Origin of the sequence: Sphingobium sp. EM0848 (assembly GCF_013375555.1) — a bacterium.
Lineage (GTDB): Bacteria > Pseudomonadota > Alphaproteobacteria > Sphingomonadales > Sphingomonadaceae > Sphingobium.
In genome coordinates this window covers 1,150,260-1,173,377 of sequence record NZ_JABXWB010000001.1, presented here as the reverse complement: position 1 = coordinate 1,173,377, position 23,118 = coordinate 1,150,260, and the positions used below count along the sequence as shown (strand labels likewise).

Here is a 23,118-nt window from a genome sequence, read left to right as displayed (position 1 = left end):
CGACGGTGATGACGGCATTTCCTTCTGTGCTGCACGCGCAGGAAGACGACGCGTCAACTGTAGAAAAGCGCCCGAAGGACCAGACCGAAGAGAAGCGTCTTAAGGAATATGGTCTGAACCTGACCGCCGGGCTGGATCTTCTTTATGACGACAATGTCTATCGCGTCGACGATCGGGTGGAAAATCCGACAGACGACCTGATTGTCACGCCCTCTCTGGAAGCCACCTATGGCATGCCGATCGGGCGGCACGACGTCCTTTTGCGCGGCAAGATCGGCTATGATCGCTTCATTTCCGAAGGCCAGCGCAGCAAGTTGCGGCTGGATTCGGAAGCGAAGGCGAATATCCGCTTCGGCGCGACTTGCCTGGTGACGCCGCATGCGGCCTATCGCCAGCAACGGGCCGATTATGGCGACATCAATTCGGCGACCGAGAACCTCCAGAAATTCTCGACCATCGGCGCGGATTTCACCTGCGAAAGGCCGGGTTTCTTCCCGGTGGCGAGCTATGCACGTGATACGACGCGCAACGCCAGCCAGTTCGACTATGCCGACCAGACCAGCAACACGTTCATGGGCGGGATCGGTTACAACAAGCCGAGCCTTGGCACGCTGACCGCTTATTACGAACGGGTGAACAGCAAACGCGACACGCTGGGGATCGAGAACCGGATCAACAGCTACGGCCTGCGTTTCCAGCGCAATGTCAGCCCGATCACGCAGATCGACGCGGATGTACGCTGGCTGGACGTGAGCAGCGACAGCGCGGCGGTTGGTGACTATAGCGGTCTGGGCTGGAAAGTCAGCCTGTCCACCACCGCCATTCCGCGCCTGAAGTTGACCGCAACGACGGAGCGGGCGATCATCAACGACAGCCTGATCGCCAGCGGTTTCGCCATCGACACGACTTACCGGGTGCAGGGCGAATTCTCGATCTCCGAACTGACCTCCGCAGGGCTCTATGCGGAGTGGGATCGGCGCAAGTTCCGTCAGGACGCCGCGCTTCGTCCCTATTCGATCACGGCCGATCGTAATCGTCGCTTCGGCGGGATACTGACCCGGAAACTTTCGGACCGTTTCGATCTTACGCTCGATGCCCAGTATTATATCCGCAGAACCGATACCAGCGTCTCCAACTATAGCGGAACGCAAGTGACGCTGGGCGCAGCTCTGCATTTCTGATCCTCTAAATATTGGGAGCTTTGCGCTGTGAAGGCCGATACTCTCCTCAAGACCGTTTCCACCCTGCTCATCATTGCAGGACCACTGACTGCAACTGCACAGACTGCCACCGGAAACGCAGCGACGACTGCCCCGCAGGCGACGAATCCGGGCTATCAGCTTGGTCCTGACGATGAGGTGAAGATTTCCGTCTTCGGCCAACCCGACCTGTCGACCACGACCCGCATCAAGGAGGACGGCACCGTCGCCCTTGCGCTGGTCGGCCCCGTGTCGGCCAGGGGTAAGACGACCTCTCAACTCGCCCAGGATATTGCGGCGGGCTATGCGAAGGGCGGCTATCTCACCAGCCCCTCGGTCAGTGTCGAGGTGAGCAATTATGTCAGCCGCTTCGTCACCGTGCTCGGCAATGTGCCGCAGGCGGGCAATTATCCGCTCGACCGCGACTATACCGTCGCATCGATGCTGGCGAAGGCAGGCGGGTCGACCAAGGATGGCGCCAATGCGGTCATTTTGACGCCCGCCGACGGCAGCGGGCCGATGCGCATTTCCCTTGCCGACATGGCCGGGGCTGCAATGCGGCCGCTGAAGGCGGGCGACACGCTGTTCGTGCCGCCTGCCGAGAAAATCTATGTCTACGGTCAGGTCCAGCAGCCCGGCGCCTTTTCCTATGTACCGGGGCAGAGTTTCCGCCAGGCATTGGCGCTGGCGGGCGGGCCGACGCTGGCAGGTTCAACGAAACGCATAAAAGTCCGGCGGGAGGGGAAGGAAGTACAGGCCAATCTGGATGATCCGGTGAAGCCTGAAGATATCCTCATCATCCGGGAGAAGCTGTTTTGACGACACTCGATCAAGGCTGCGCGCAACAACGCTCCGGCCAGAAATCCGGTATTTTCGACCGATTTCTGTCGCTGACGCGCACCGCCGAAAAGCGTAACGAACGCGTCATTCCAGAGGATGTGCCGCTGCATCTGGACGTGCCTGCACTGCCTGGATTCCGGCAGGAGGCGGCGACGGCGGAGTTGGAGGAGCCCGGCCACCGTCCCCTTTCGATGAGCGCAATGGCTGCGCCGATCAAGCCGATCAGCCTGCGTCGCGACAGCATCTATGCTGCGTTCAACACCGCCATGCCGGTGACGGATCGCCATGGGCTGGCCGGTCGCAACAGCGAGTTGGAAAAGCTGGTCGAGGCCATCGTCGTCCAGCGCAAGCATGCCGTGATCTTCGGCACGCGTGGATCGGGCAAGACATCGCTCGCCCGCGTGTTCGGCGATCTGGCCGATGAAGCGGGCTGCATTGCCCTCTATGCCTCGGCCAATGGCGAAGCGGATTTCGACTCCCTCTTCCGCCCCTTCCTGACCGAATTGCCGATGAGCAGTTCCGGGCAGGAGCGCGTGCGCAAGATGATGGGCGAGCCGCTGGACGTTTCCCGCCTCTCCGCCCTGCTGGTGGAGGAGGTGCGCGAACGGTCCATCCTCATCATCGACGAATATGACCGGGTGCAATCGGAGACGGCCAAGCAGGAAGTGGCGACGCTGCTGAAGTTGTTGACCGACATTCATTCGCCCGTGCAGGTCGTGCTGGTCGGCATTGCGGGCGACATTGACGGGCTGATCGCGGCTCATCCTTCGCTCCGCCGCCACCTCGCGCCGCAACGGGTCGCACCCATTCCCAAACCGGAACTGGAGCGGCTGCTGCTCGCCTGCGCCAATAATGGGCGGCTGTCCATTGATGACGATGCGCTGGACGTACTGGCGGGCGCGGCGATGGGATCGCCCTATCATGCGCGGCTGTTCGGCATGTCGGCGGCCCTCGTGACGGAGGCCGGCGGGCGCGACCGCATGGTCCTGTCCGACATCGAGCAGGGGCTGGTATCAGCGCTTGAGGATTGGGAGGAAATGAGCGGCCAGACCCATGCGCTGTTCCGCCGCATCCTCTGGGAAGCCGGTTCAGTTCCGGGAAATGGGCGCCGCATGATCGCGCTGGCCGCGGTAGCCGCCTCGCAAATGTCGGCCATTTCCTATGAGCGGCTGGTGAAGCTCGGTCATGAAGTGCTGGGCGGCGGCTCGATCAACGAAGGACAGGCGCGTGATGCCATGGCGCGGCTTCAGCCCGCGCTGGTCCCCACGCCCAATGGTGAACTCTGGATGTTCGAAGATACGCTGGCGCCGCAATTCCTGCTGCTGATGGCGAAGCAGCCGGTGCAGAGCGCACCGCCTGTCCAGACGCCCGCTGAGGAAATGCGCGCGCTGCTCAAGGGAGTGGACGGGCTATGACCATGAACCCGATGGATTTGCTGGCCGCGCTTCAGGCGCGCTGGCGCACGGCGGCGATGATCGGGGGCATATTGTTCCTGATGATCGCCATTCTCGCCTTCATCCAGCCCCGGCAATATATGGGCACGGCCTCGCTGCTGCTCGACCTGTCACAGACGGACCCGACCGATACCAATTCGGCGCAGGGCGTGAAGCCCGACACGGATTCCATTCTTGGTACCCAGACGGACATTATTCGTTCGGGCAAGGTAATGAACGCCGTTGCCAAGGAGGCGGGCTTCATCGACGCCCAACCGACCGACATACCCGCCGATGCCCGGCTTCAGGCGGCGGCCGCCGTCGTGAGCAAGAACATGATCGTCACCACCGGGCGGCAGAGCAATGTACTCCAGATCCAGTATCTCGATCCCGATCCGCAGGTCGCGGCCAAGGTCGCGAACCTGATCGCCAGGATCTACATGCGCGAGCAGGTGGAACTGCGCGCCTCCCCGGCACGCGGTTCGGCCAAATGGTTCGACGAACAGACGCAGGAAGTGCGCCGCCGCTACGAACTGGCGCAGAAGAAGCTGTCCGATTTTCAGCGGGCGCATGACATCATCGGCATCAACCGGATGGACCTTGAGGCCGAGAAGCTGAAGAACATGTCCTATCAGTTGACGCAGGCGCAGGCGGAAGCTGCCGCCGCCCGGTCGAAGGCTGGCGCGGGTGCGGTGTCCGACATTGAAGGGTCGCTGATCGTCCAGAATTTGCAGGAACAGGTGGCGCAACAATCCGCCCGCGTGTCCGAACTGCAAAAGACGCTTGGACCCAACCACCCGACCATGGCGGCGGCCAATGCGCAGTTGTCGGAGCTTCAGTCGAAGCTGGCGGCGGCGCGATCCAGCCAGGCGGGCGCGGTCAACGCCAACAGCGTGGCCGCCAACCGCCGGGAGGGCGACCTCAAGTCCAACATGGCGGGGCAGGAGGATCGCATGATCCGCATGTCCGACGTGCAGGACCAGTTGATGGTTCTCCAGCGCGACGTCGATGCAGCGCGGCAGACCTATGACACGGTGCGCCAGCGCTTCAACGAGGCGGCCCTGAAGAGCCAGATCTCGCAACCCAATGCCAGCCCGCTGGATGAAGCAACCGTGCCCCTGCTCCCGGCCAAGCCCAATATCATGCTCTGGCTGATCGGCGGGATCGCGCTGGGTCTGGTCGGCGGCGTTGCGGCCGTGATCCTCATGGAAATCATCCATCCGCGCGTTCGCTCGGCCGCTGGCGTGGCCCGTGCGACCGAAGTCGAAGTCATTATCGAACTGATGCCGGTCCCCACAGGTGGCGGCTGGTTCTTCAAACAGCAGGAGGCCGCATGAGACTGCGTTCCACGGCAGGCGCACCGCCTCAACTCACGCCCGGGAGCACGAGCACGATGCGTCCCCGCGCTCGTGACAGCCATAATTTCGCCCGTCTCGCGGTGGAGCATGGCTTTCTGGCCGAAAGTGATGTGCACAATGTCGAGGCCCATGCCCGATCGCAGGGTCTGGCGCTGCACGATGCGGCGGTCGATCTGGGGCTGCTGAACCCGGAAGATGCGGGTATCCTCGCGGCCTTGCAGGGCGGCTTCGCCCTGTTGCCGAAGGGCGACCAGAGGGTCGATCCGCTGGTGATCGCGGCCTTCGATCCCGCCAATGCCTATGCCGCCAAGGTGCGCACGATCCGCGCCAAGATGCGGGCGGCGGCCAAGGATGGCGATCCCGCCTCCCTGCGCCTGGCGGTTCTGGCCATTGAGGCGGGTGACGAAGCGGCGATCATGGCGGCCAATCTGGCGGTCGTGCTGGCCCAGATGGACGGGCAGACGATGCTGATCGACGTCGACATGGGGCGGCCCTCGCTCGACCGGCTTTTCCGCATCGCCAACAAGGCGGGCCTTGCCGAGCAGCTGATGGGCAGCGCGGCGCTGCTTCCCGCAGCCAAAACGGCGATCGAGGGACTGTGGCTGATGACCGCGGGCCGGGCTTCGGGCAGCGCGACGAGCCTCATCACCCGCGGACCGCTGGCGGAAACGGCCAATGGCTGGGGCCTGCGCGACACGACGATGCTGTTCTACCTTGCTGAGCGTAAGGGCGACCAGACGCCCTATGGCAGCATATTGGCGGGTTTCGACGCGGTGGTCATCGTCGCGCGGCGCGGCGACACCGCCATTGCCGACATGCGGCGCGTGATCGACGATCTCGACCGCCATGGCGTGCCCATTGCCGGGACGGTGATCGCATGAACGTAGAGAATATGCTGGCACGCCCATCCCTTGGCATGAATATGGAAGCGCCCGTCGCCAGGATTGGCGGCGTGCCCGTTACCACCTTGGCGCTGGACGCCCTGATCGCGAAGATGCTGGTCGAGGCACCCCTTCGCCGGAATCTGGAGCGAGAACCGCTGCTGGTGTTCGACGCCAACGGACAGGGCCTGTCCATGAACGCCAGCGACCCGGTTTTCCGGGCCAATCTAGCGCAGGCGGACCTGATCCACGCCGACGGCCAGATCATCGTCGCGGCGTCCCGCTGGTTCGGGGAACCCCATATCGCCGACCGCTCCAGCACGACCGACCTGTTCATCGACAGCCTGAAACCAGCGGCAAAGGCTGGTGTCAGCTACTACCTGCTCGGCGGCGAGGAAAAGGTGAATGCGGCCTGCGCCCGCGAAATCCTTTCCATGGCTCCAGGACTTCAACTCGCCGGTCGCCGCAATGGTTTCTGGAAACCCGAAGAAGAAGACACGATAATCGAAGCGATCAACGCGGCCGCGCCCGACGTGCTGTGGGTCGGGACCGGCAAGCCGCGCGAGCAGGCCTTCTGCGTGCGCAATCGCGACCGGATCAAGGCGGGCTGGATCGTCACCTGCGGCGGCCTGTTCAACTATATCACCGGCGATTATCCGCGCGCGCCCCTGTGGATGCAGAAATCGGGCTTCGAATGGCTGCACCGCATGGCGACGCGGCCCAAGGAGCTGGCCTGGCGCTATATCACGACCAATCCGCACGCGCTCTGGCTGATCTGGAAGCATCGCCATGGCTGAAGCCCAAGCGGTGGAAGAGCGCCCTGCGACGGGTCGCGTCCAGCGCCTTGGCAGCCTGTTCGGCCGCTTCGGGCTGGCCAGCCTGTCGTCAGCGATCGTCTCGGTCAGCCATTTGCTGGTCCAGCTGTTTTCGATCCATCATCTGGAAACCGCGGCCATCGGCACGCTGGCCTTCCTGCTGGTGATCATCCAGTTCGGCTACAGCCTGTCCAATGCGCTGGTGTCGACGCCCTACACCATCGCCGTGAACCAGGGCGACGATGCGGAGACCAGAAGCTTCGACTTCTTCTTCCCCGTCAACCTGATGCTGGCGGCCAGTCAGGGGCTGATCTCCGCGGCCATCGCATGGGCGACGGCCTCCCCGATGGCGGCGCTGCTGTTCGGCCTTGCGGGGATGCTCTCGCTGATCCGCTGGTTCGGGCGGTCCAATGCCTATGCCCATCACGCCCCGGCCCGTGCGGCCCGGTCCGACCTCGCCTATGCCGGGACGATCCTTGCAGGCCTGCTGATCGCGATGCGGACGGGAGCGGACATGCCCGCCATTGGCGGGATGCTGGTGGCGGCCAGCCTGATAGGGCTGCTGCCCTTCGGCCTTGCCTATGTACGGCGGCATTTCGCCATGGCGCCGGGCCGGGCGATCAGCGCCTATCGTCCGGTGTGGAAAGAGCAATCGGCTTGGACGCTGGTAGGCGTGCTGTCGACCGAAGCCACCTCCAACTCACACAGCTATATCGTGACGCTGCTGGCGGGGCCGACGGCCTTCGCGCCGATTGCGGTGGGAATGCTGTTCTTCCGCCCGGTCAATGTCTGCATCACGGCGCTGACCCAGCTTGAACGCCCGCGCATGACCCGAGCGGTCGCGCGCGGCGACCATGGCGCGGCGATCAAGTCCGAACGTGTGTTCATGGCTGCGCTGGTCATGCTGTGGCTGGCGACCTGCGTCGTGGCGGCGATTGCGCTCTATGTCTTTCCGGGGCTGATCCTGAAGCCGACGCTGGACCACCGGCTGGTGATGATTGCGGTGGGGCTTTGTGCCCTCCTCTCCCTCGTCCAATGTGTGCAGACGCCGATGAGCGTCATGACGCAGGCCCGGCGCGCCTTCCGTCCGCTGGCCGCGCAGAGCATGCGCAGTTGCATGGTCGGCCTTGTCACCGTGACCCTGCTGGTCTGGGGCACCGCGCCGGTCTTTTCCATCAGCGGCGTGGTGCTGTCGCAACTCGTCATGATGCTGGGCATCTGGCAGCTCGACCGCAAATGGCGACGCGACCGGCGGGAGGTCATCTGACATGGCGACAAGCTGGCATCGCAGGGGGCATGCTGCCCCCATCGCCAAGGCCGAAAGCGGCAGCAGCAACCTCATCTGGGTCGCGCAGGTCTTCTACTTCGTCTTCCTGATGATGGTCTTCATCGGCCAACAACCCTTCGCATCGCGTACCCAGGACGAACTGGTCGCGATGGCGCAGGAAAATGACGGGTCGGACCTCTTCAAGCAGGCGCTGTTCATCGGCTTCGCATTGCTGCTGACCGCCGTGCAGATCATGCGCAAGCAACCGCTGAAATATCGGTTCACCTTCTGGCCGCTGGCGATCATGCTGGGCTGGTTCTTCATCACCTGTAGCTGGGGCGTCGATCCGTTCGTATCCTTCAAACGGGCGATGCAGCAGCTCATCGTGATCTACATCACCTTCTGCGCACTCTCGCTGATGGGACCGGCACGGCTTTTCAACGCATTGCGCGCGGCGCTGATCGTGTCGCTCATCATCTGCTGGATTTCACTACCTCTGACGCCCGCCGCGGTGCACCCGCCGACGGAAAGCGACAAGGCGCTGATCGGCGCATGGCGCGGCTTCTTCTTCCACAAGAACATCGCCGGAGCGGTCATGGCCCTGTGCTTCATCGTCTGCGGCAATAGCTGGATCGACAAGCGCAAATGGTATTATGCCCTGTTCGCGGTCATGGCCTTCGTCTTCGTGATCGGGACCAAGAGCAAGACGTCGCTCGCATTGTGCGTGGGCATGCTCGCGATCAGCAACATCTATCGCGCACTCAGCGACAACACGCAGAAACGCGCGATCCTCCTGCTGATGCTGGGCTTTGGCATGGTCGGTTTCCTTGGCCTCTACATCGCCTATCAGCCGACCATCGAACGACTGTTCGCTGACCCCACCAGCTTCACCGGCCGCGTGTCGATCTGGCGGGTGGTGTTCGATTATCTGGCCGATCACCCCTATCTGGGCGCAGGCTTTGGCGGCTTCTGGCAGGTCGGCGCCAATTCACCGGCGCATGATTACCTCAACCAGCAATTCCAGATGCTGACGGCGCATTCGCATGACGGCTATCTGGAAATATGGGTCACGACCGGACCGGTGGGCCTGATCCTGCTGCTGATCAGTTTCCTTGCCCTGCCCGCTTATTGGTTCCTGACCGGATCGACCAAGGAGAACCAGGCGCTGATGGTCCCGGCCTTCGCGATCTGGGTCTTCGTCATGTACCAGAATCTGCTGGAAACCAGCTTCTTCGACAAGGATCGCCAGGTCTGGGTGATCTTCCTCGCGGCCATTGCGACCGCGCACGCCACCTTCAAGGCCAAGCCGCGCCCGCAATGGAGCCGGCGGCAACTGCAACATCAGACGGAGACCGGGAATGGCTAGGACCCCAAATGCCTAAGATCATCGTCTGCATCGCCACATGCAATCGGCCGCAGGGTTTGCGGCGGACGTTGGGCTCGCTTGCCGCGCAGCAAACGCGGCATCATCTGGAAATATTGGTGGCCGACAATGACGCGAACCGTCAGGACGGCATGGCCGTCGTCGAGCAAATGGCGGCGCAGGGCTATCGCTGGCCGATCGAGGCGCTGCTGGTGGCGGAGCGGGGCATTCCACTGGTGCGCAACGCGCTGGTCGCGGCGGCTCTGGCTCGTCCGGGCGTCACCCATGTCGCGATGCTGGACGATGACGAAGCGGCCTCCCCCGGCTGGATCGATGCCATGGCGGATACGGCAGCGCGCTGGGAGGCCGATATTGTCGGCGGCGCCGTGCTGCGCGAAATGGACAGCCAGATTGCGCCCTGGGCGGCCCGCCATCCCTTGCTCGCGCCCAAGCAGCGCGGGCAGTCCGGTCCGGTTGCGTTGGTGGACAGCACCGCCAATGTGCTGATGGCGGCGACGGCCCTGCGGGCCATGGGTGATCGCCCGTTCGACGACCGCATGGCGCTGACCGGCGGGTCGGACAAGCAGCTCTTCACGCGGATGCAGCGCAGGGGTTTCCGCTTCGGCTGGTCGGAGGAGGCAGTCGTCACCGAACTGATCCCGGCCAGCCGCGTCACCGCCAAATGGCTGCTGATGCGCGGCTATCGTGTGGGCATGACCGACATGATGGTGGAGCGTTTCCACAAGGGGCGGCTGCGCGCATTGCTGGGCGAGGCGCCACGCATCGTTGCCGGTTTCCTGATCGGCTCGCTGGGCGCCGTCGCGACGCTCGACCGGGGCAAGCGGGTCGAGCGCCTCGGCAAGCTCTACCGCGCCGCCGGCAAGATCGCCGGTCTCGCCGGATTTCATTATGAAGAATATCGAAAGGTGCATGGCGCATGAGCAATGCAGCCCCCAACGACAGGCCGCCCTTTTTCTCCGTCGTCATCCCGCTCTACAACCGGGCGGAGATCGTGGGCGACACGATCCGTTCCGTGCTGGCGCAGGACTGGCAGGATTTCGAAATCGTCGTCATCGATGACGGTTCGCGTGACAATCCCGGCCCGGTGATCGACGCCATAGGCGATCCGCGCGTCCGCTATATCCGACAGGATAATGCGGGCGGCGGCGCGGCGCGTAACGCAGGGATCATGGCGGCGGACGGGCGCTATATCGCCTTTCTCGATTCCGACGACCTGTTCCTGCCGGGCAAGCTTTCCATCATGGCCAAAGCGCTGGCGGGGGATGACGGACGTTCCGTCCTTTATTCCCGCATGAAGGTGGACCGGGGCGTCGACCGTTACTGGATCAGGCCCGATCGCGGCATTCGCGATGGCGAGGATGTGGGCGAATATCTCTTCTGCGCCAATCAGTTCATGCAGACCAGCACCATGGTCGTGCCGACGCCCATGGCGCAGGAAGTGCTGTTCGACCCCGCGCTGAAGAAGGGACAGGATCTCGATTTCTGCGTCCGGCTTCAGGGCGCGGGCGCGCGGTTCCGGATGATCGACCAGCCGCTGACCGTCTGGCTGGATGCGACGGAGGCAGGCCGCACATCCTATGTGAAGGGCTATGAAACCTCGCTCGACTGGCTCGACCGCTGCGGCCATATGCTGACCAATCGGGCGCGGCGGGGCTATCGGGCGACGGTGCTTGCCTATCATATGGCGCCGATCAAGCCGGTGGTCGCGATCAAGGATCTGGCGGTCGGCATGGTGGCGGGCGGCGTCCCGCCCCGCGTGATCGCCCGGCAGGTGCTGCGTTCCTATCTGCCGAAACCGCTCTACCGCTCGCTGGTCAATGGCTTCGTCCTGCGCTTCGGCAAGGCGGGGGCTGTGCATGGCGGAGCCAGTTCGTGATGACCGCATGGCAACCACCATCCAGCCTGAAGGCGACCGTCGCCGCGCCGCTTTTTTCGGTCGTCATCCCGACTTACCAGCGCAAGGATGCCGTGGTCGCCGCCGTCGTCTCCGCACTGGAACAGACCATCGCGATCATCGAGGTCATCGTCGTTGTCGACGGATCGACCGATGGGACGGAGGTTGCGCTGGGCGCGATCAAGGACCCGCGCCTGAAGGTCATCGTACAGGAAAATCGCGGCGCGGCGGCCGCCCGCAACAAGGGCATCGACCATGCGCGCGGGCGCTACATCGCCTTTCTCGACTGCGACGACCGTTTCCTGCCGCATCATCTGGCCGATCTGCTGCCGCTGGTGCAGGAAAGCGATGAGATCGTCGCCTATGGCCAGGTGCTGGCCGACCGGGGCGAAGGACGCAATTTCCTGAAGCCCCCGCGCGCCATTGCCCATGGCGAGACGATGGAACGATATCTGATGTGCGACCGCGGCTTCATCCAGACCAGCAGCATGGCGCTCAGCCGGGCGATGGCGAAGCGGGTCCGTTATCGTGAGGATGTGAAATTCGGCGACGATACCGATTTCGCGATGCGCCTGTCGCTCGCGGGAGCGCGCTTCCTGATGACGGAGCGGCCCGGCACCATCTGGGCCGACCGGCAGGCCGAAGATCGGCTGTCGCAGGTGCGCGGCAATGTCGGCAGCCTTACCTGGCTTCGCGACCTGAAGCCCCATATCTCCCCCCGCGCCTTTTCCGGCTATATGGGCTGGCACGCGGCGAAGAGCATCTGGCCGACCAGCAGGCGGCGGGCGATACGCTATTATCTCGAAGCCGTCTGCCGGGGTGCCTTCGGGCCACGAATGGCGGCGACCGTACTGCTCCAGATCGTCATGCCCGACCCCGTCTACCGGCGCATGTCCGATCGGCTGATCGACATCTCCCACATGATTGCGGGTAAAGGACAACGTCTATGAAACGGCGTGAATTTCTGACCGGTGCGCTCGCGCTCGGCGCCTGTTCCCCTGTGCCCTCCAGCCGGGCGCAGGAAAGCATCTCTTCCGAAGGGCTTGCCGCCCATGCCCGCAGGTCGGGTCGCTATTTCGGCGCGGCGATCAAGTCCCGCCAACTTCGCGAGGACCCCGATTTCACGGCCGCCATCGCCCGCGAATGCGACATGGTGGTCGAGGAATATGAGCTGAAGCGCGGCACCACCGAGCCCAAGCCCGGCAAATATGATTTCAGCGGAGCCGACCAGATCATTGCCTTCGCCCAGAAACATGGGATGAAGGCGCGCGGCCATGCGCTGGTCTGGTACGCAGCCCAGCCGGACTGGCTGGAGCCCGCGCTGAAACAGGCGAACCAGACTGGGCGCGAAAAGCTGATGACCAGCTATATCGACGTCGCAATGCCGCGCTATGCCGGTAAGATCAGCGAATGGGACGTGGTGAATGAAGCCATCGAACCCAATGACGGCCGCGCCGACGGCATGCGCGCGAAAAGCATGTGGCTGGACGCGCTGGGTGAGGACTATATCGACATCGCCTTCCACCGCGCGCGCGAGGTCGATCCCCGGCCCATGCGGTTTCTGACCGATTTCGGCCTAGAGCATGACTCGCCCCGTTGCGAGCGGCGTCGTACCGCGATGCTGAAGCTGCTCGACCGGCTGATGGCCCGCAATGTGCCGGTCGACGCGATCGGCATACAGGGGCATTTGAAACCCTATAAGGAGGGCTTCAACCAGGCGGTTTTCGCGCGCTTTTTGGAACAGCTCAGCGGATATGGCCTGGCGCTGTCGGTGACGGAATTCGACGTGGCGGACAAGGGCGGCCCACCCAATCCGGGCAAGCGCGACAATGAAGTCGCCGCCGTCGCCAAGGCCTTTTTGGACGTGGCGCTCGACAATCCGGCGATGCGGTCCATCCTCTGCTGGGGCCTGTCGGACCGCTACAGCTGGCTGTCCAACTTTCCTGATTATAAATGGGCCGACGGCCAGCTTTCGCGCGGCCTGCCGCTGGACGGACAGATGCGCCGCAAGCCATTGTGGGACGCCATCGCCGCCGCCTTCGACGCCGCACCGCCCATGAGGAACAGCCGCGCATGAGAATTTCATCGCTCACCGGCCTGCGCGGCGTGGCGGCGGTATCGGTGCTGCTGTACCATATACCGCATAACCCGACCTTCGAGGCTTTTCGCATCCCGCTCTTTTCGCGGGCTTATCTGGCGGTCGACCTGTTCTTCATCCTGAGCGGCTTTGTCATTTCCTTCGGCTATCACGACCGGGTGGTGAACCATCTGGGACGCGCGAGCTATGTCGACTTCCTCGTCAATCGCATGGCGCGGGTCTGGCCGCTGCATCTGATCGTGACGCTGGTGTTTATGGCGCGGATCATCCTCAACGTGTCAGGCAATCAGGCGATCGCGCTCAACTTCCCCAATGTGGCCACCAACATGCTGATGATCCAAAGCTGGGGCTGGGGCACGGAACCGATTGCGGGCAATAGCTGGTCGGTCAGCACGGAGGTTGCCGCCTATCTCATCTATCCGCTGATCGCCATCATCGCCTTTTCGCGGCTGGCATGGGCGCAGGGATTGCTCTGCGTCGGGATATTGGCGCTGGTCGCCGGGTCGGGCCTGGGGTCCAGCGGGCCGCTGGACGTCAACGACAGCGATACGGTGCTGACCCTGCTGCGCTGTCTGGCCGGCTTTTCACTGGGCGTCCTCACCTATCGCTGCGCGGAAAAGAATTGGTGCAGGCGGCTGGTGGACCGGACAGGCGGCTTTGCCATCGTCTGCGGGCTGATCGTGCTGGCGCTGCTGCTGCCGGGCAAGGCCGATGTGCTGGTGGTCTGCCTGATGCCGCTGCTGGTGCTGAGCTGCTATTATAACGGCGCGGCGGCGCGGGCGGTGATGGCCAATCCGGTCAGCTTCCATCTCGGCCTCATCAGCTATTCCATCTATCTCTGGCATCCGCTGGTCCGCGACGTGGCGGCGCGCGCCATGGGCGTGGCGCACAGGCATGGCATGGCTGGCTTCGACTGGTTGTTCATCGTGGCCATGCTGATCGCGACATGGCTGCTCTGCTGGGCAAGCTATGCGTTGATCGAGGTGCGCGGGCATCAGCTCATCAAATGGCTCCAGCGCGGCCGCCGCTCGCGCAAGCCTGCGCGGGAGGCCACCGCCTGATGCCTGCGATATGGATTGCCATTCCCACTTTCCGGCGACCGGAGCGGCTCACCCATCTGCTGCAGACATTGCCAGGCGTAGCAGGTCGTCATGATGTAATGGTGCTGGTCGCGGACAATGATCCCGAACGACTGGAGGGCGTGGCCGTCGTGCAGCAGATGCAGGCGGAGGGCTATCCCCTGCCCCTGACGCTGCTGACGGTCGGGCAACCCGGCCTCTGCGCCGTGCGCAACGCCATTGCCGATACCGCGCTGGCCGATCCGGCCATGCGTTTCATCGCGATGATCGACGATGATGAATGGCCACAGCCGGGCTGGCTGGACGCACTGCTGATCTGTCAGGCGCAGGTCGGCGCCGATGTCGTCGCCGGGCCAGTCGACAGCTGCTTCGTCGGCAATCCGCCGCGCTGGGCAAAGGAAACCCTGGTCTTCCGCCCGGAGGAACGGCCATGGGGCGCAGCGCCGATGCTATGGGCCAGCAACAATCTGCTGGTCAGCCGCCGGGCCTTTGCGATGCTCGATGCGCCCTATTTCGATCCCCGTTTCAACCGCAGCGGTGGGGAGGATCTGGATTTCCTGGCCCGGCTGCGCGACGCGGGCGCACGTTTCGGCTGGTCGCCCGATGCGCGGGTCAGCGAATGGGTGCCGGCGGAGCGGGCGCGCCTGTCATGGGTGCTGCGCCGCATGTGGCGCATCGGCTGTACCGAAACCATGGCCCGGCGGAAATCCCTGCCCGGCCGCCTTGGCAAGGTAAAATTGCTTGCCCGGTCGCTGGCCATTCTCGCGCTGCGGACGGCGGGGCTGGCCGCCATGTTGCTGCCCGGCGCACGACGGGTCGACATTGCCGGGCAGTGGATCAAGAGCTGGGGACGCCTCTATGCTCTCGCAGGAGGCGCCCAGAACCATTATGGCGCGCTGTAGATCCTGAAGCTCTTGATGATCATGTCGCCTGAACCGTCGTCATAGGCACCGGTCGTCTTCACGGCGACATCCATGATCGGGTAGAAACGGAAGCCCTGAAACGGATTGACCGACTGATAGGTTTCCACACCATCCACGAACCAGGTGATGTAATCGCGCTGGATATCCACGGCAAAACGATGGAAACCCTGCGAAAAGCCGGATAGGCCATAGGCCTGCTCGGCCTGGATGGTAATTCCCCGTGCATCATAGCGTGTGCTGTTCGCGCCGACATGGACCGTATGCGCGATATGCCGGTCGAAATCCCAATAGCTCTGATAGCCGAAGCCCTCGTAAACGTCGATTTCCGGCGGCCAGCCACTGGTCGAGATCAGCCAGAACGCCGGCCATGACCCGCGCCGGTTGGGCATTCTGGCTTCCCATTCATATTGGCCATAGCCGATCTGCGAGGCCAGAAAATTGCGGCCGTCCAGCACCGAAGAGCCATAATACCAGTTCTGGCCATCATAGCTGATCGGCGTCTTCAGCTTCTGCGTATGCAGCACCAGTCCGTAGGTTCCCCAATAGACCGGCCCTTCGATCCCCGAAAAGATCGTGGAGTCGAGATACAGCCCGGTTTCACCATTGGCGACCTGGGTCCGCCCATGGGACAGCGAAGTCGCCCAGCGATCCCATCCGCCGTCGGGCGAGCGCTTATGCGTATCCTTCGCCAGTTCGAACTGGAGCGTGCCGGTCGCCTCGAACGTGCGTGGTTCCCGGAAAGTGCCCGTCGCCCTGGCGGTGGCCGCACCGTAGCTTGCAGTGACCGTTGCGACCGACTGACCTTGCAGCGCCCCCCAGGGTGCCTCCCGCAATTTCAACTGGAACTGCTGACCGTCCGTTGCCGTGATGATGGGAACAGCCACGGTCTGCGTCAGCGGATCGCCGGGCCGGAAGATCACCACCGTATCGACGGTTTGATAATTATAGCCCGACAGGGCGCGCTGCGTCCCCGAACCGTTGACGGTCGTGATCCGCGCAATCACCGTATTGGGCGTCGGCCGGTCCAGCTTGACCGGGACATAGGCGACATTGCTTCCGGGCTGGAAAGTCGCGTTTGCGATCCACAGCGTTGCCTTGTCGGGAAGTTTCGTTCCGTTGGCGAAGTCGAAATCGGCGAAATCCGACGATGTGCTGGTCGTGGCCGTGCTGGTGGACGACGCCGAAGAAGATATCGTTGTCGTATTGCTGTTTGTTGAAGAAGTTGTGGAACCAGATGACGTAGTCGTCGTTGTGGAAGTTCCAGACATAACCGTCACGGCTCCTGCAGCGACGATGCATAACATGGCTATTCCGGCTCCAAATATGGAGCCAGTTGATCTGGAAGACATTTTGCAACCCCCGGTTTTTTTGAACCCTTATAGGGTCCAATAAGGAGGTTAATAAAAGCTTCCGGTCAAGAACGGCTCGTCGCAAACTCTTGCCATTTGCGACGAGCCGTTCATGTTTCATTCAGCCGCCTGAATCAGCTCTTCCACTTCCGGCGTGGCTCCGCGACCGACGCTGACATAGGCAAAGCCAGCGGCTTCCGCGACGTCCGGCCGATAGATGTTGCGCAGGTCGACCAGTCCTTCGCCGCTCATGACGCCCTTGAGACGCGGCAGATCAAGCGCGCGCAGGGCGTCCCATTCGGTAACGATGACAACCGCTTCGGCCCCTTCGGCAGCCACATAGGGATTGTCGCAGAAGTCGACGCTGGACAGCATGGTCCGGGCGGCATCCATGCCCTCCGGGTCATAGGCGCGGACCTGCGCGCCGCCATCCTGCAACGCCTGGATGATCGAGAGCGACGGCGCATCGCGCATATCGTCGGTATTGGGCTTGAAGGTCAGGCCCAGAACGGCAATCGTCTTGCCACGGACAGAACCGTTGCAGACGGCGACAACCTTGCGCGCCATGGCCCGCTTGCGGCTTTCGTTGATCGCCACGGTGGTTTCGATCAGGCGGATGGGTGCGCCCGCATCCTCCGCCGTCTTGACCAGCGCCAGCGTATCCTTGGGGAAGCAGGAGCCGCCATAGCCCGGCCCCGCATGAAGGAATTTTGAACCAATACGGTTATCAAGACCGATGCCGCGCGCCACCTGCTGCACATCGGCGCCAACATTTTCGCACAGATCTGCCATCTCGTTGATATAGGTGATCTTCATCGCCAGAAAGGCATTGGCGGCATATTTGATCAGCTCGCTCGTCCGGCGGCCGGTGAACTGGATCGGCGCCTGGTTGAGGTAGAGGGGACGATAGACCTCCTCCATCACCGGGCGGGCGCGTTCATCCTCGATACCGACGACGATGCGGTCGGGGCGCTTGAAATCCTCGATCGCGGCGCCTTCGCGCAGGAATTCCGGGTTGGAGGCAACAGCGAATTGCGCGTCAGGGTTGGTTTCGCGAACGATGCGATCTACCTCATCACCGGTACCGACGGGCACGGTCGACTTGGTGACGATGACGGTGAAGCCGCTGAGGTTGGAAGCGATTTCCTGCGCTGCTGCGTAGACATAACTCAGGTCGGCATGGCCATCGCCGCGCCGGGCCGGCGTGCCAACGGCGATGAATACGACATCGGCACTGGGAACCGATCCGGCTAAATCGGTGGTGAAGGTCAGGCGCCCCGCCTTCACATTGCGCGCGATCAGATCGGCAAGGCCCGGCTCATAGATCGGCACGCCGCCGCCCTGGAGCAACTCGATCTTGCGGGCATCCTTGTCCACGCAGATGACATCATGGCCGAAATCCGCGAGACACGCGCCGGAAACCAGGCCGACATAACCCGATCCGGTCATAACGATCCGCATCAACTTTTCTCCTTCTACAAAAGGCTTTTCGACCGACAGCCAACCCATTGAAAAAGGGCGCACGAAACCGCGCCGGAAAATCCGGTTATGCGGACCCTACCCCCTCACCACAGATTGAACGTCGAGCGATCTTGCCCTACGCCCCATATGCCGGAACCAGCCAGCCATTGACGCAGCGCAACATAGCTGCCCCGGCGGCATGGATGCAACGCAGCCCGCCGCTCGCAGAACACATATGGGCGCGGATCAGAGGGTTAGGCCATGAAAAGGGGGCGGTGGCATTGCTGCCCCGCCCCCTTCTTCCCCCGCCCGGAAGCGTTTAGAACTTGACGCGCACGCCCGCCGTGAAGGCGCGGCCGACAATGTCGTAGACCGCGATGTTGGTCGGCGGGTTGACGCCCGGAACGGTGCCGGGGATCAGCGGCGGGTCCTTGTCGAACAGGTTGTTGACCGTGGTGAAGAACTCGAAATTGCCGTTCGAATGCGGGATCGTGTAACGCAGAGTCAGGTCGGTGTACCAGACCGGCTTCACCTTTGGATTGACGAACTGGATCGGCGCGGTGCCCCCCGGAATGTCGAGCCGCATCTTGCCGATATACTGCTCGCCGATCGTCAGACCGAAGGGGCCGTTGGTATAGTCAACCGTCAGATTGCCGCGCCAGCGCGGGAAGCCCTGAGGATTGCTGGTGACAACGCTGACGCCTGCATAATGGGCGATGGGAGCGGTCGCATATTGCTGGGCATCGAACTTGTCCAGATAGTTGAGATACAGCCGAACACCAAGACCGCCATTGCCCACCGCCGTCCTATAGGTGAAGTCGAAATCGATGCCCGCCGTTTCTAGGAACGCGATGTTCTGGGGAACCAGATGGATGAGCGTCGGAAAGACCGTCGGTGAAGGACGGTCGATCTGGCTGCACTCGATCACGCCCGCCCCGCCTGCATTCCGGCAATTATCAATAAGCTGCTGCGCCGACAGGGAGTCGATCAGCTTGTCGACTTTGATGTGGTAATAGTCGATGGAGGCCGAGAAGCCGCGCATGAATTCAGGCGTAAATACCCCGCCAAAGGTGTAAGTATTCGCGACTTCCGGCTTCAGATTGGGGTTGCCGACGGTGAGCGTGTTGGCGTTGACGTTCGATCCGCTGCCATAGGTTCCAGCCACATTCTTTGCGTCATTCACAATGCCGATGCCGCTCTGCGGTCCCGCATAAAGCTCATAGAGATTGGGCGCGCGGATGTCGTGGGAGTATGTGCCGCGCAGCAGTAGGCTGCTGACCGGCTTCCAGGTTGCACCCGCCTTCCACGTCTTCACCGTGCCCGATGTCGAATAATCGGTCACGCGGATCGCACCGTTGACGCTCAACTCCTGGAAGAAGGGCGTATCCTTGAGGATCGGCACCGCGATTTCGGCATAGGCTTCCTTGACGTTCAGATTGCCCTGGCTAGCGCCGACATTGGTCAACCAGAAGGCCAATGTGTTGATCGGCCCCGTCGGATAGGGCTGCAGCGTCGTTTCCACACGCGGCAAACCGCGCAAACCGGCAAAATAGGCGTTCTTCTGCGCGTCGGTCAGTAGCAATGCGGGATCGGCGTTGCTGGTCAGGTTCAACGACTGGTGACGATATTCGACGCCAACCGCGATGTCGACCGGGCCGGCGGGCAGGTCAAACAGGCTGCCGCTGATGTTTGCGGTAACCGCATCCTGCTTGAAGCGCGCACGATAGCTCGACGTGCCGGTGGCGTAGGCATAGCCTGCGGGCGTCGATTTCGACGGGTCGCCATGCATCACATCGATCGGCTTGCAACCCGCGAATTGCGATGCATAGGTCGGATTGAGCAACACTGCGCAGGTAATCTGCCCATCCGGGCCGCGTACGGCATCAAGCGCAGCATAGAGCTTCCGATTGTCGTACAGTCCGACATTGTCCATCTTATGCTTGGACTCGCCGTGATTATAGGTGACCTGCCAGTTGAAGTTCGCAAACTTGCCGGTCAGACCTGCCGTGGCACTCCAGTAATCGGTCTGTTCATAGGCGATCGGCTTGGGCTGGCCGGCGTCCTGCTGACCGACGACATAATAATCGTTCGGGCCAGTCAAAGCCGCATCCAGCGCTGAGGACAGATAGGGGTTGCCCTTGTAGATGCGCGCAGACTCGGTCGACGGGATCAGCGAATTGCCCTGGGTGAAATAATGATATTTGCTGCGGGCATAGAGGCCTTGGACGAAGGCCGTGATATTGTCGGTCAATTCATAGCTGATCCGCCCGAAACCGTTATAGTTGGTGAGCGGCGCGATGGCATTGGTGTCGTTCGGGATCTTGTAGCCGTCGCCACCCTGCTGGAAACCTGTGGTGCCGACCAGCGTGCCCAGATTGAACGGACGGGTCGTGCCGTCATTGTTGATGACCTGGCCCACGAACTGATTGCCCGCCACGCTGGAACCGACGATCCGCCCATTGGCCGCCAGCGCCGAAATACGAATATCCGAAGCAATCACATAGGGGTTGGCGGCTGAGCCGGGCACGGCCGTGCAGCTGAACTGCTGCTTGCTGCCGGCAAGCGCGCAACTGCTCGTCACGCTGCCGACGAAATTATACCCCTGCGTGGAGAAGCTGCGATCCTGTCGCAACATGCCTTCGCTGTTGGAATATTCCGCGCTCAGCAGCACATGGCCCCGGCCGCCGGCGAAATCCGCGCCAAAGGCGCCGCCCAGACGCTGATTGCCGTTATTGCCCCGCTGGTCCACACCAGCCTGCGCCACACCCTTGAAGCCGGTGAATTTCTTGTCGAGAATGAAGTTGACCACGCCCGCGACCGCATCCGAGCCCCATTGGGCCGAAGCGCCGCCGGTCACCACGTCGACGCGCTGCATCAGGAGCTGCGGCAGGACGTTGGTGTCAATGGTGCCGACATATTCGGTCGGCGACACGCGCATGCCGTCGAACAGGACCAGCGTGCGCAGCGGCCCCTTCGGGTTGTTGCTAGGCGTGCCGAGGCCACGCAGGTTCAGGACATTGCCATGGATCGGCAGGTTCGAGAAATTATTGGCCGATTTGGACGGGCTCAGTGAGTTGTTGAATTGCGGCAGCTTGTTGAGTGCGTCAGCGACGCCTGAAGGCGTGGTTTTCGCCAGTTCCTCGGTCGAGGCGACCGTCACCGGAGTTGGCGCGGTATAACCGTCGCGTACAATGCGCGACCCCGTGACGACGATATCGGCCGTGCTGACCGGCGCAGCGGCCTGCGGAGCTGCGTCCTGCTGGGCCGGCGCGGGCGCCGCCGTTTCCTGCGCCCAGGCGGGCACCGACAATGCAATGATGCTGGCACTGACCGCCAGCGACGACGTGAACAGAGTGCTCTTCGCCATTTCCTCTACCTCTCCCTGCACGATCCTGGCCGGGTATGACACCCGGCCTGACCATTATTATCCCGGTGTGCACTTTTATAGATACTCTTCCCAAGGCTGATGTCAACTAATTTTGCACCAGTGGGAAAAGTTTAATCCAATCCCGTCCCTTCGTCCCATCGTGCGAAATTTTTGCGCCAAATCCCTTCGTTCAACTGGGAATATGCTGTCGCCCGGACACCAGGTCCGGAACACATATTGACCTACTGTGCAAAAATGTGCGTTATACTGATCGAAGCAGCCACACCCCGTTCGAGGGCTGTGGGATAAGAGATGGAGAGTGTCCTTGCCGTCCGATCTTCGTACAGCCTGCGCCATGTCCGATCTGCGGGCACGGCCATGAGTCGCGCTTCCGCGACGATGGCGCCATCGTCTGGATCGAGCGGCACGCACGGAGATGTCCAGTCCGACATCGCCACTACCCCTATTCCCGAACAGGCCGCCTATCCTTCGCCTTTGATGGGATGGTTGACCGTCGCGATCCTGTTCCTGCTGTACATATTATCATTAACCGACCGAAACATCATGGCCTTGATGGTCGGGCCGATAAAAAAAGATCTCGGCCTTTCGGATCTTCAGATCAGCCTTTTGCAGGGACCGGCCTTCGCCATTCTGTTCTGCATCTGCGCCATTCCGCTGGGCATGGCGCTGGATCGCTTCAGCCGGCGAGTCGTGCTCTATCTGTCGGTAACGGTGTGGAGCATCGCGACGGCCAGTTGCGGCCTCGCGGGCAGCTTTGCCGCGCTCGCCATGGCGCGGGCCGGAGTCGGTGCGGGCGAGTCGGGCTTCGGCACCGGCAGCTATTCGGTCGTCGGCGACAGCTTTCCGCCGCATAAGGTGTCGCTCGCCATGTCGGTCTTCATCATGGGCGGGGTCATGGGCGCGGGCATCGTGTTCCTGTTCGGCGGCCCGATCGTCGCCACCGCAATGAAGGCAGGTCCCGCCGTCTGGCCGGTCTTCGGCCTGTTGCAGCCCTGGCAGCAAGTGTTCATCATGACAGGCGCGCCCGGTCTGCTGCTGGCTTTCCTCGTCTTCGTCTTTCGCGAGCCGCCCCGCCGCAAGACGCTCAGTGCGGGCGCAGGCTATGGTGAGGCATGGGCCTATATGCGCCAGTATAAGCCGCTTTATCTGGCGACTTTCGTCGGCTTCGGCCTGGCCTATGCCGCAACCATCGGGTTCCAGCTCTGGACCCCGGTTTATCTGGCGCGGGTCCATGGCTGGGAGCCGGGAAGGATCGGCCCGGTGATCGGCCTTGCCCAGATCGCGGCGGCGGCGCTGATCCCTGTCCATGGCTGGACGGTGGACCGGCTCTATCGCGGGGGAAAGCGCGACGCGCATCTCTTCTGGTGCCTGTTGACGGTGCTGGCGGCCGCTCCCTTCGGCATCGCGGCCTTTCTGGTGAGCAGTCCCTGGGCGACGGTCGGCTGTTATTGGTGTTTCATGGCGCTGATCCTTTCGACATCCAGCATGGGACCGGCGACGGTGCAGGTCGTGACGCCGCAATATCTGCGCGGGCGCGTGTCGGCGCTCTATGTGCTGGCGTCGGGGCTGATCGCCATGGCGGGCGGGCCTGCCTTCATCGGCCTTGTCACCGACAAACTGCTGGGCGACGAAATGAAAGTCGGCCTGTCGCTCGTCATCAGCGTGTTCTGCGTGCTGCTGCCCGCCGCGCTTCTTTTCGCTTTCGGGCGCGCCTCCATGCGGCGCGCTCATGAAGCCCTTGGCTGAAGG

The 23,118-nt window shown here is 62.7% G+C and carries 18 protein-coding genes; 15 read left to right on the top strand and 3 right to left on the bottom strand.

Going from position 1 to position 23,118, the window contains the following annotated elements; all coding sequences use genetic code 11:
* The first annotated feature begins 8 nt into the window (after positions 1-8).
* Genes HUK73_RS05595 through HUK73_RS05530 form a run of 14 tightly spaced genes read left to right on the top strand, consistent with a single transcriptional unit; the run spans position 9 to position 15,150 of the window.
* On the top strand, positions 9-1,181 hold the full coding sequence (locus HUK73_RS05595; RefSeq protein ID WP_255326204.1) for a hypothetical protein: 1,173 nt from the start codon (positions 9-11) through the stop codon (positions 1,179-1,181).
* Positions 1,182-1,208: 27 nt separating this feature from the next.
* Positions 1,209-2,018: a polysaccharide biosynthesis/export family protein gene (locus HUK73_RS05590; RefSeq protein WP_176591017.1), complete on the top strand. Its 810-nt coding sequence runs from the start codon at positions 1,209-1,211 to the stop codon at positions 2,016-2,018.
* Complete coding sequence (locus HUK73_RS05585; protein WP_176591016.1) at positions 2,015-3,454, top strand: ATP-binding protein; 1,440 nt, start codon at positions 2,015-2,017, stop codon at positions 3,452-3,454. The genes HUK73_RS05590 and HUK73_RS05585 overlap by 4 nt, the downstream gene beginning before the upstream one ends.
* Entirely contained in the window at positions 3,451-4,809 is a 1,359-nt protein-coding gene (locus tag HUK73_RS05580) for a GNVR domain-containing protein (RefSeq protein ID WP_176591015.1), read from the top strand. Before HUK73_RS05585 ends, HUK73_RS05580 begins: the two co-directional genes overlap by 4 nt.
* A complete protein-coding gene (locus tag HUK73_RS05575) occupies positions 4,806-5,711 on the top strand; it encodes a capsular biosynthesis protein (RefSeq protein WP_176591014.1) in 906 nt (301 codons plus the stop codon). The genes HUK73_RS05580 and HUK73_RS05575 overlap by 4 nt, the downstream gene beginning before the upstream one ends.
* Positions 5,708-6,508, top strand: a complete 801-nt coding sequence (locus tag HUK73_RS05570; RefSeq protein WP_176591013.1) for a WecB/TagA/CpsF family glycosyltransferase — start codon at positions 5,708-5,710, stop codon at positions 6,506-6,508. Before HUK73_RS05575 ends, HUK73_RS05570 begins: the two co-directional genes overlap by 4 nt.
* Positions 6,501-7,793, top strand: coding sequence for a polysaccharide biosynthesis protein (locus HUK73_RS05565; protein ID WP_176591012.1), 1,293 nt, complete (start codon positions 6,501-6,503; stop codon positions 7,791-7,793). Before HUK73_RS05570 ends, HUK73_RS05565 begins: the two co-directional genes overlap by 8 nt.
* 1 nt (position 7,794) lies before the next feature.
* The gene (locus tag HUK73_RS05560) at positions 7,795-9,159 is read left to right on the top strand and encodes an O-antigen ligase (RefSeq protein ID WP_176591011.1); all 1,365 of its coding nucleotides are present in this window, start codon (positions 7,795-7,797) and stop codon (positions 9,157-9,159) included.
* Positions 9,160-9,167: 8 nt separating this feature from the next.
* Positions 9,168-10,097 (top strand): glycosyltransferase family 2 protein, encoded by a 930-nt coding sequence (locus HUK73_RS05555; protein ID WP_176591010.1) that lies wholly within the window; start codon positions 9,168-9,170, stop codon positions 10,095-10,097.
* On the top strand, positions 10,094-11,053 hold the full coding sequence (locus tag HUK73_RS05550) for a glycosyltransferase family 2 protein (protein ID WP_176591009.1): 960 nt from the start codon (positions 10,094-10,096) through the stop codon (positions 11,051-11,053). Before HUK73_RS05555 ends, HUK73_RS05550 begins: the two co-directional genes overlap by 4 nt.
* Positions 11,053-12,021, top strand: a complete 969-nt coding sequence (locus tag HUK73_RS05545) for a glycosyltransferase family 2 protein (RefSeq protein WP_176592828.1) — start codon at positions 11,053-11,055, stop codon at positions 12,019-12,021. The genes HUK73_RS05550 and HUK73_RS05545 overlap by 1 nt, the downstream gene beginning before the upstream one ends.
* Positions 12,018-13,148 (top strand): endo-1,4-beta-xylanase, encoded by a 1,131-nt coding sequence (locus HUK73_RS05540; protein ID WP_176591008.1) that lies wholly within the window; start codon positions 12,018-12,020, stop codon positions 13,146-13,148. The genes HUK73_RS05545 and HUK73_RS05540 overlap by 4 nt, the downstream gene beginning before the upstream one ends.
* Positions 13,145-14,230 (top strand): acyltransferase, encoded by a 1,086-nt coding sequence (locus HUK73_RS05535; protein WP_176591007.1) that lies wholly within the window; start codon positions 13,145-13,147, stop codon positions 14,228-14,230. The genes HUK73_RS05540 and HUK73_RS05535 overlap by 4 nt, the downstream gene beginning before the upstream one ends.
* Positions 14,230-15,150, top strand: coding sequence for a glycosyltransferase family 2 protein (locus HUK73_RS05530; RefSeq protein ID WP_176591006.1), 921 nt, complete (start codon positions 14,230-14,232; stop codon positions 15,148-15,150). Before HUK73_RS05535 ends, HUK73_RS05530 begins: the two co-directional genes overlap by 1 nt.
* Here HUK73_RS05530 and HUK73_RS05525 read toward each other — a convergent pair.
* From HUK73_RS05525 to HUK73_RS05515, 3 genes are all read right to left on the bottom strand, one after another.
* The gene (locus HUK73_RS05525; protein ID WP_369805442.1) at positions 15,135-16,475 is read right to left on the bottom strand and encodes a family 16 glycosylhydrolase; all 1,341 of its coding nucleotides are present in this window, start codon (positions 16,473-16,475) and stop codon (positions 15,135-15,137) included. The genes HUK73_RS05530 and HUK73_RS05525 overlap by 16 nt on opposite strands.
* 162 nt (positions 16,476-16,637) lie before the next feature.
* Complete coding sequence (locus tag HUK73_RS05520) at positions 16,638-17,981, bottom strand: UDP-glucose/GDP-mannose dehydrogenase family protein (RefSeq protein WP_176591004.1); 1,344 nt, start codon at positions 17,979-17,981, stop codon at positions 16,638-16,640.
* A 319-nt stretch (positions 17,982-18,300) separates the two neighbouring features.
* Complete coding sequence (locus HUK73_RS05515) at positions 18,301-21,348, bottom strand: TonB-dependent receptor domain-containing protein (protein WP_176591003.1); 3,048 nt, start codon at positions 21,346-21,348, stop codon at positions 18,301-18,303.
* A 378-nt stretch (positions 21,349-21,726) separates the two neighbouring features.
* On the opposite strand from HUK73_RS05515, the gene HUK73_RS05510 reads away from it, so the two are divergent.
* Positions 21,727-23,115: an MFS transporter gene (locus HUK73_RS05510; RefSeq protein ID WP_255326202.1), complete on the top strand. Its 1,389-nt coding sequence runs from the start codon at positions 21,727-21,729 to the stop codon at positions 23,113-23,115.
* Positions 23,116-23,118: the final 3 nt, after the last annotated feature.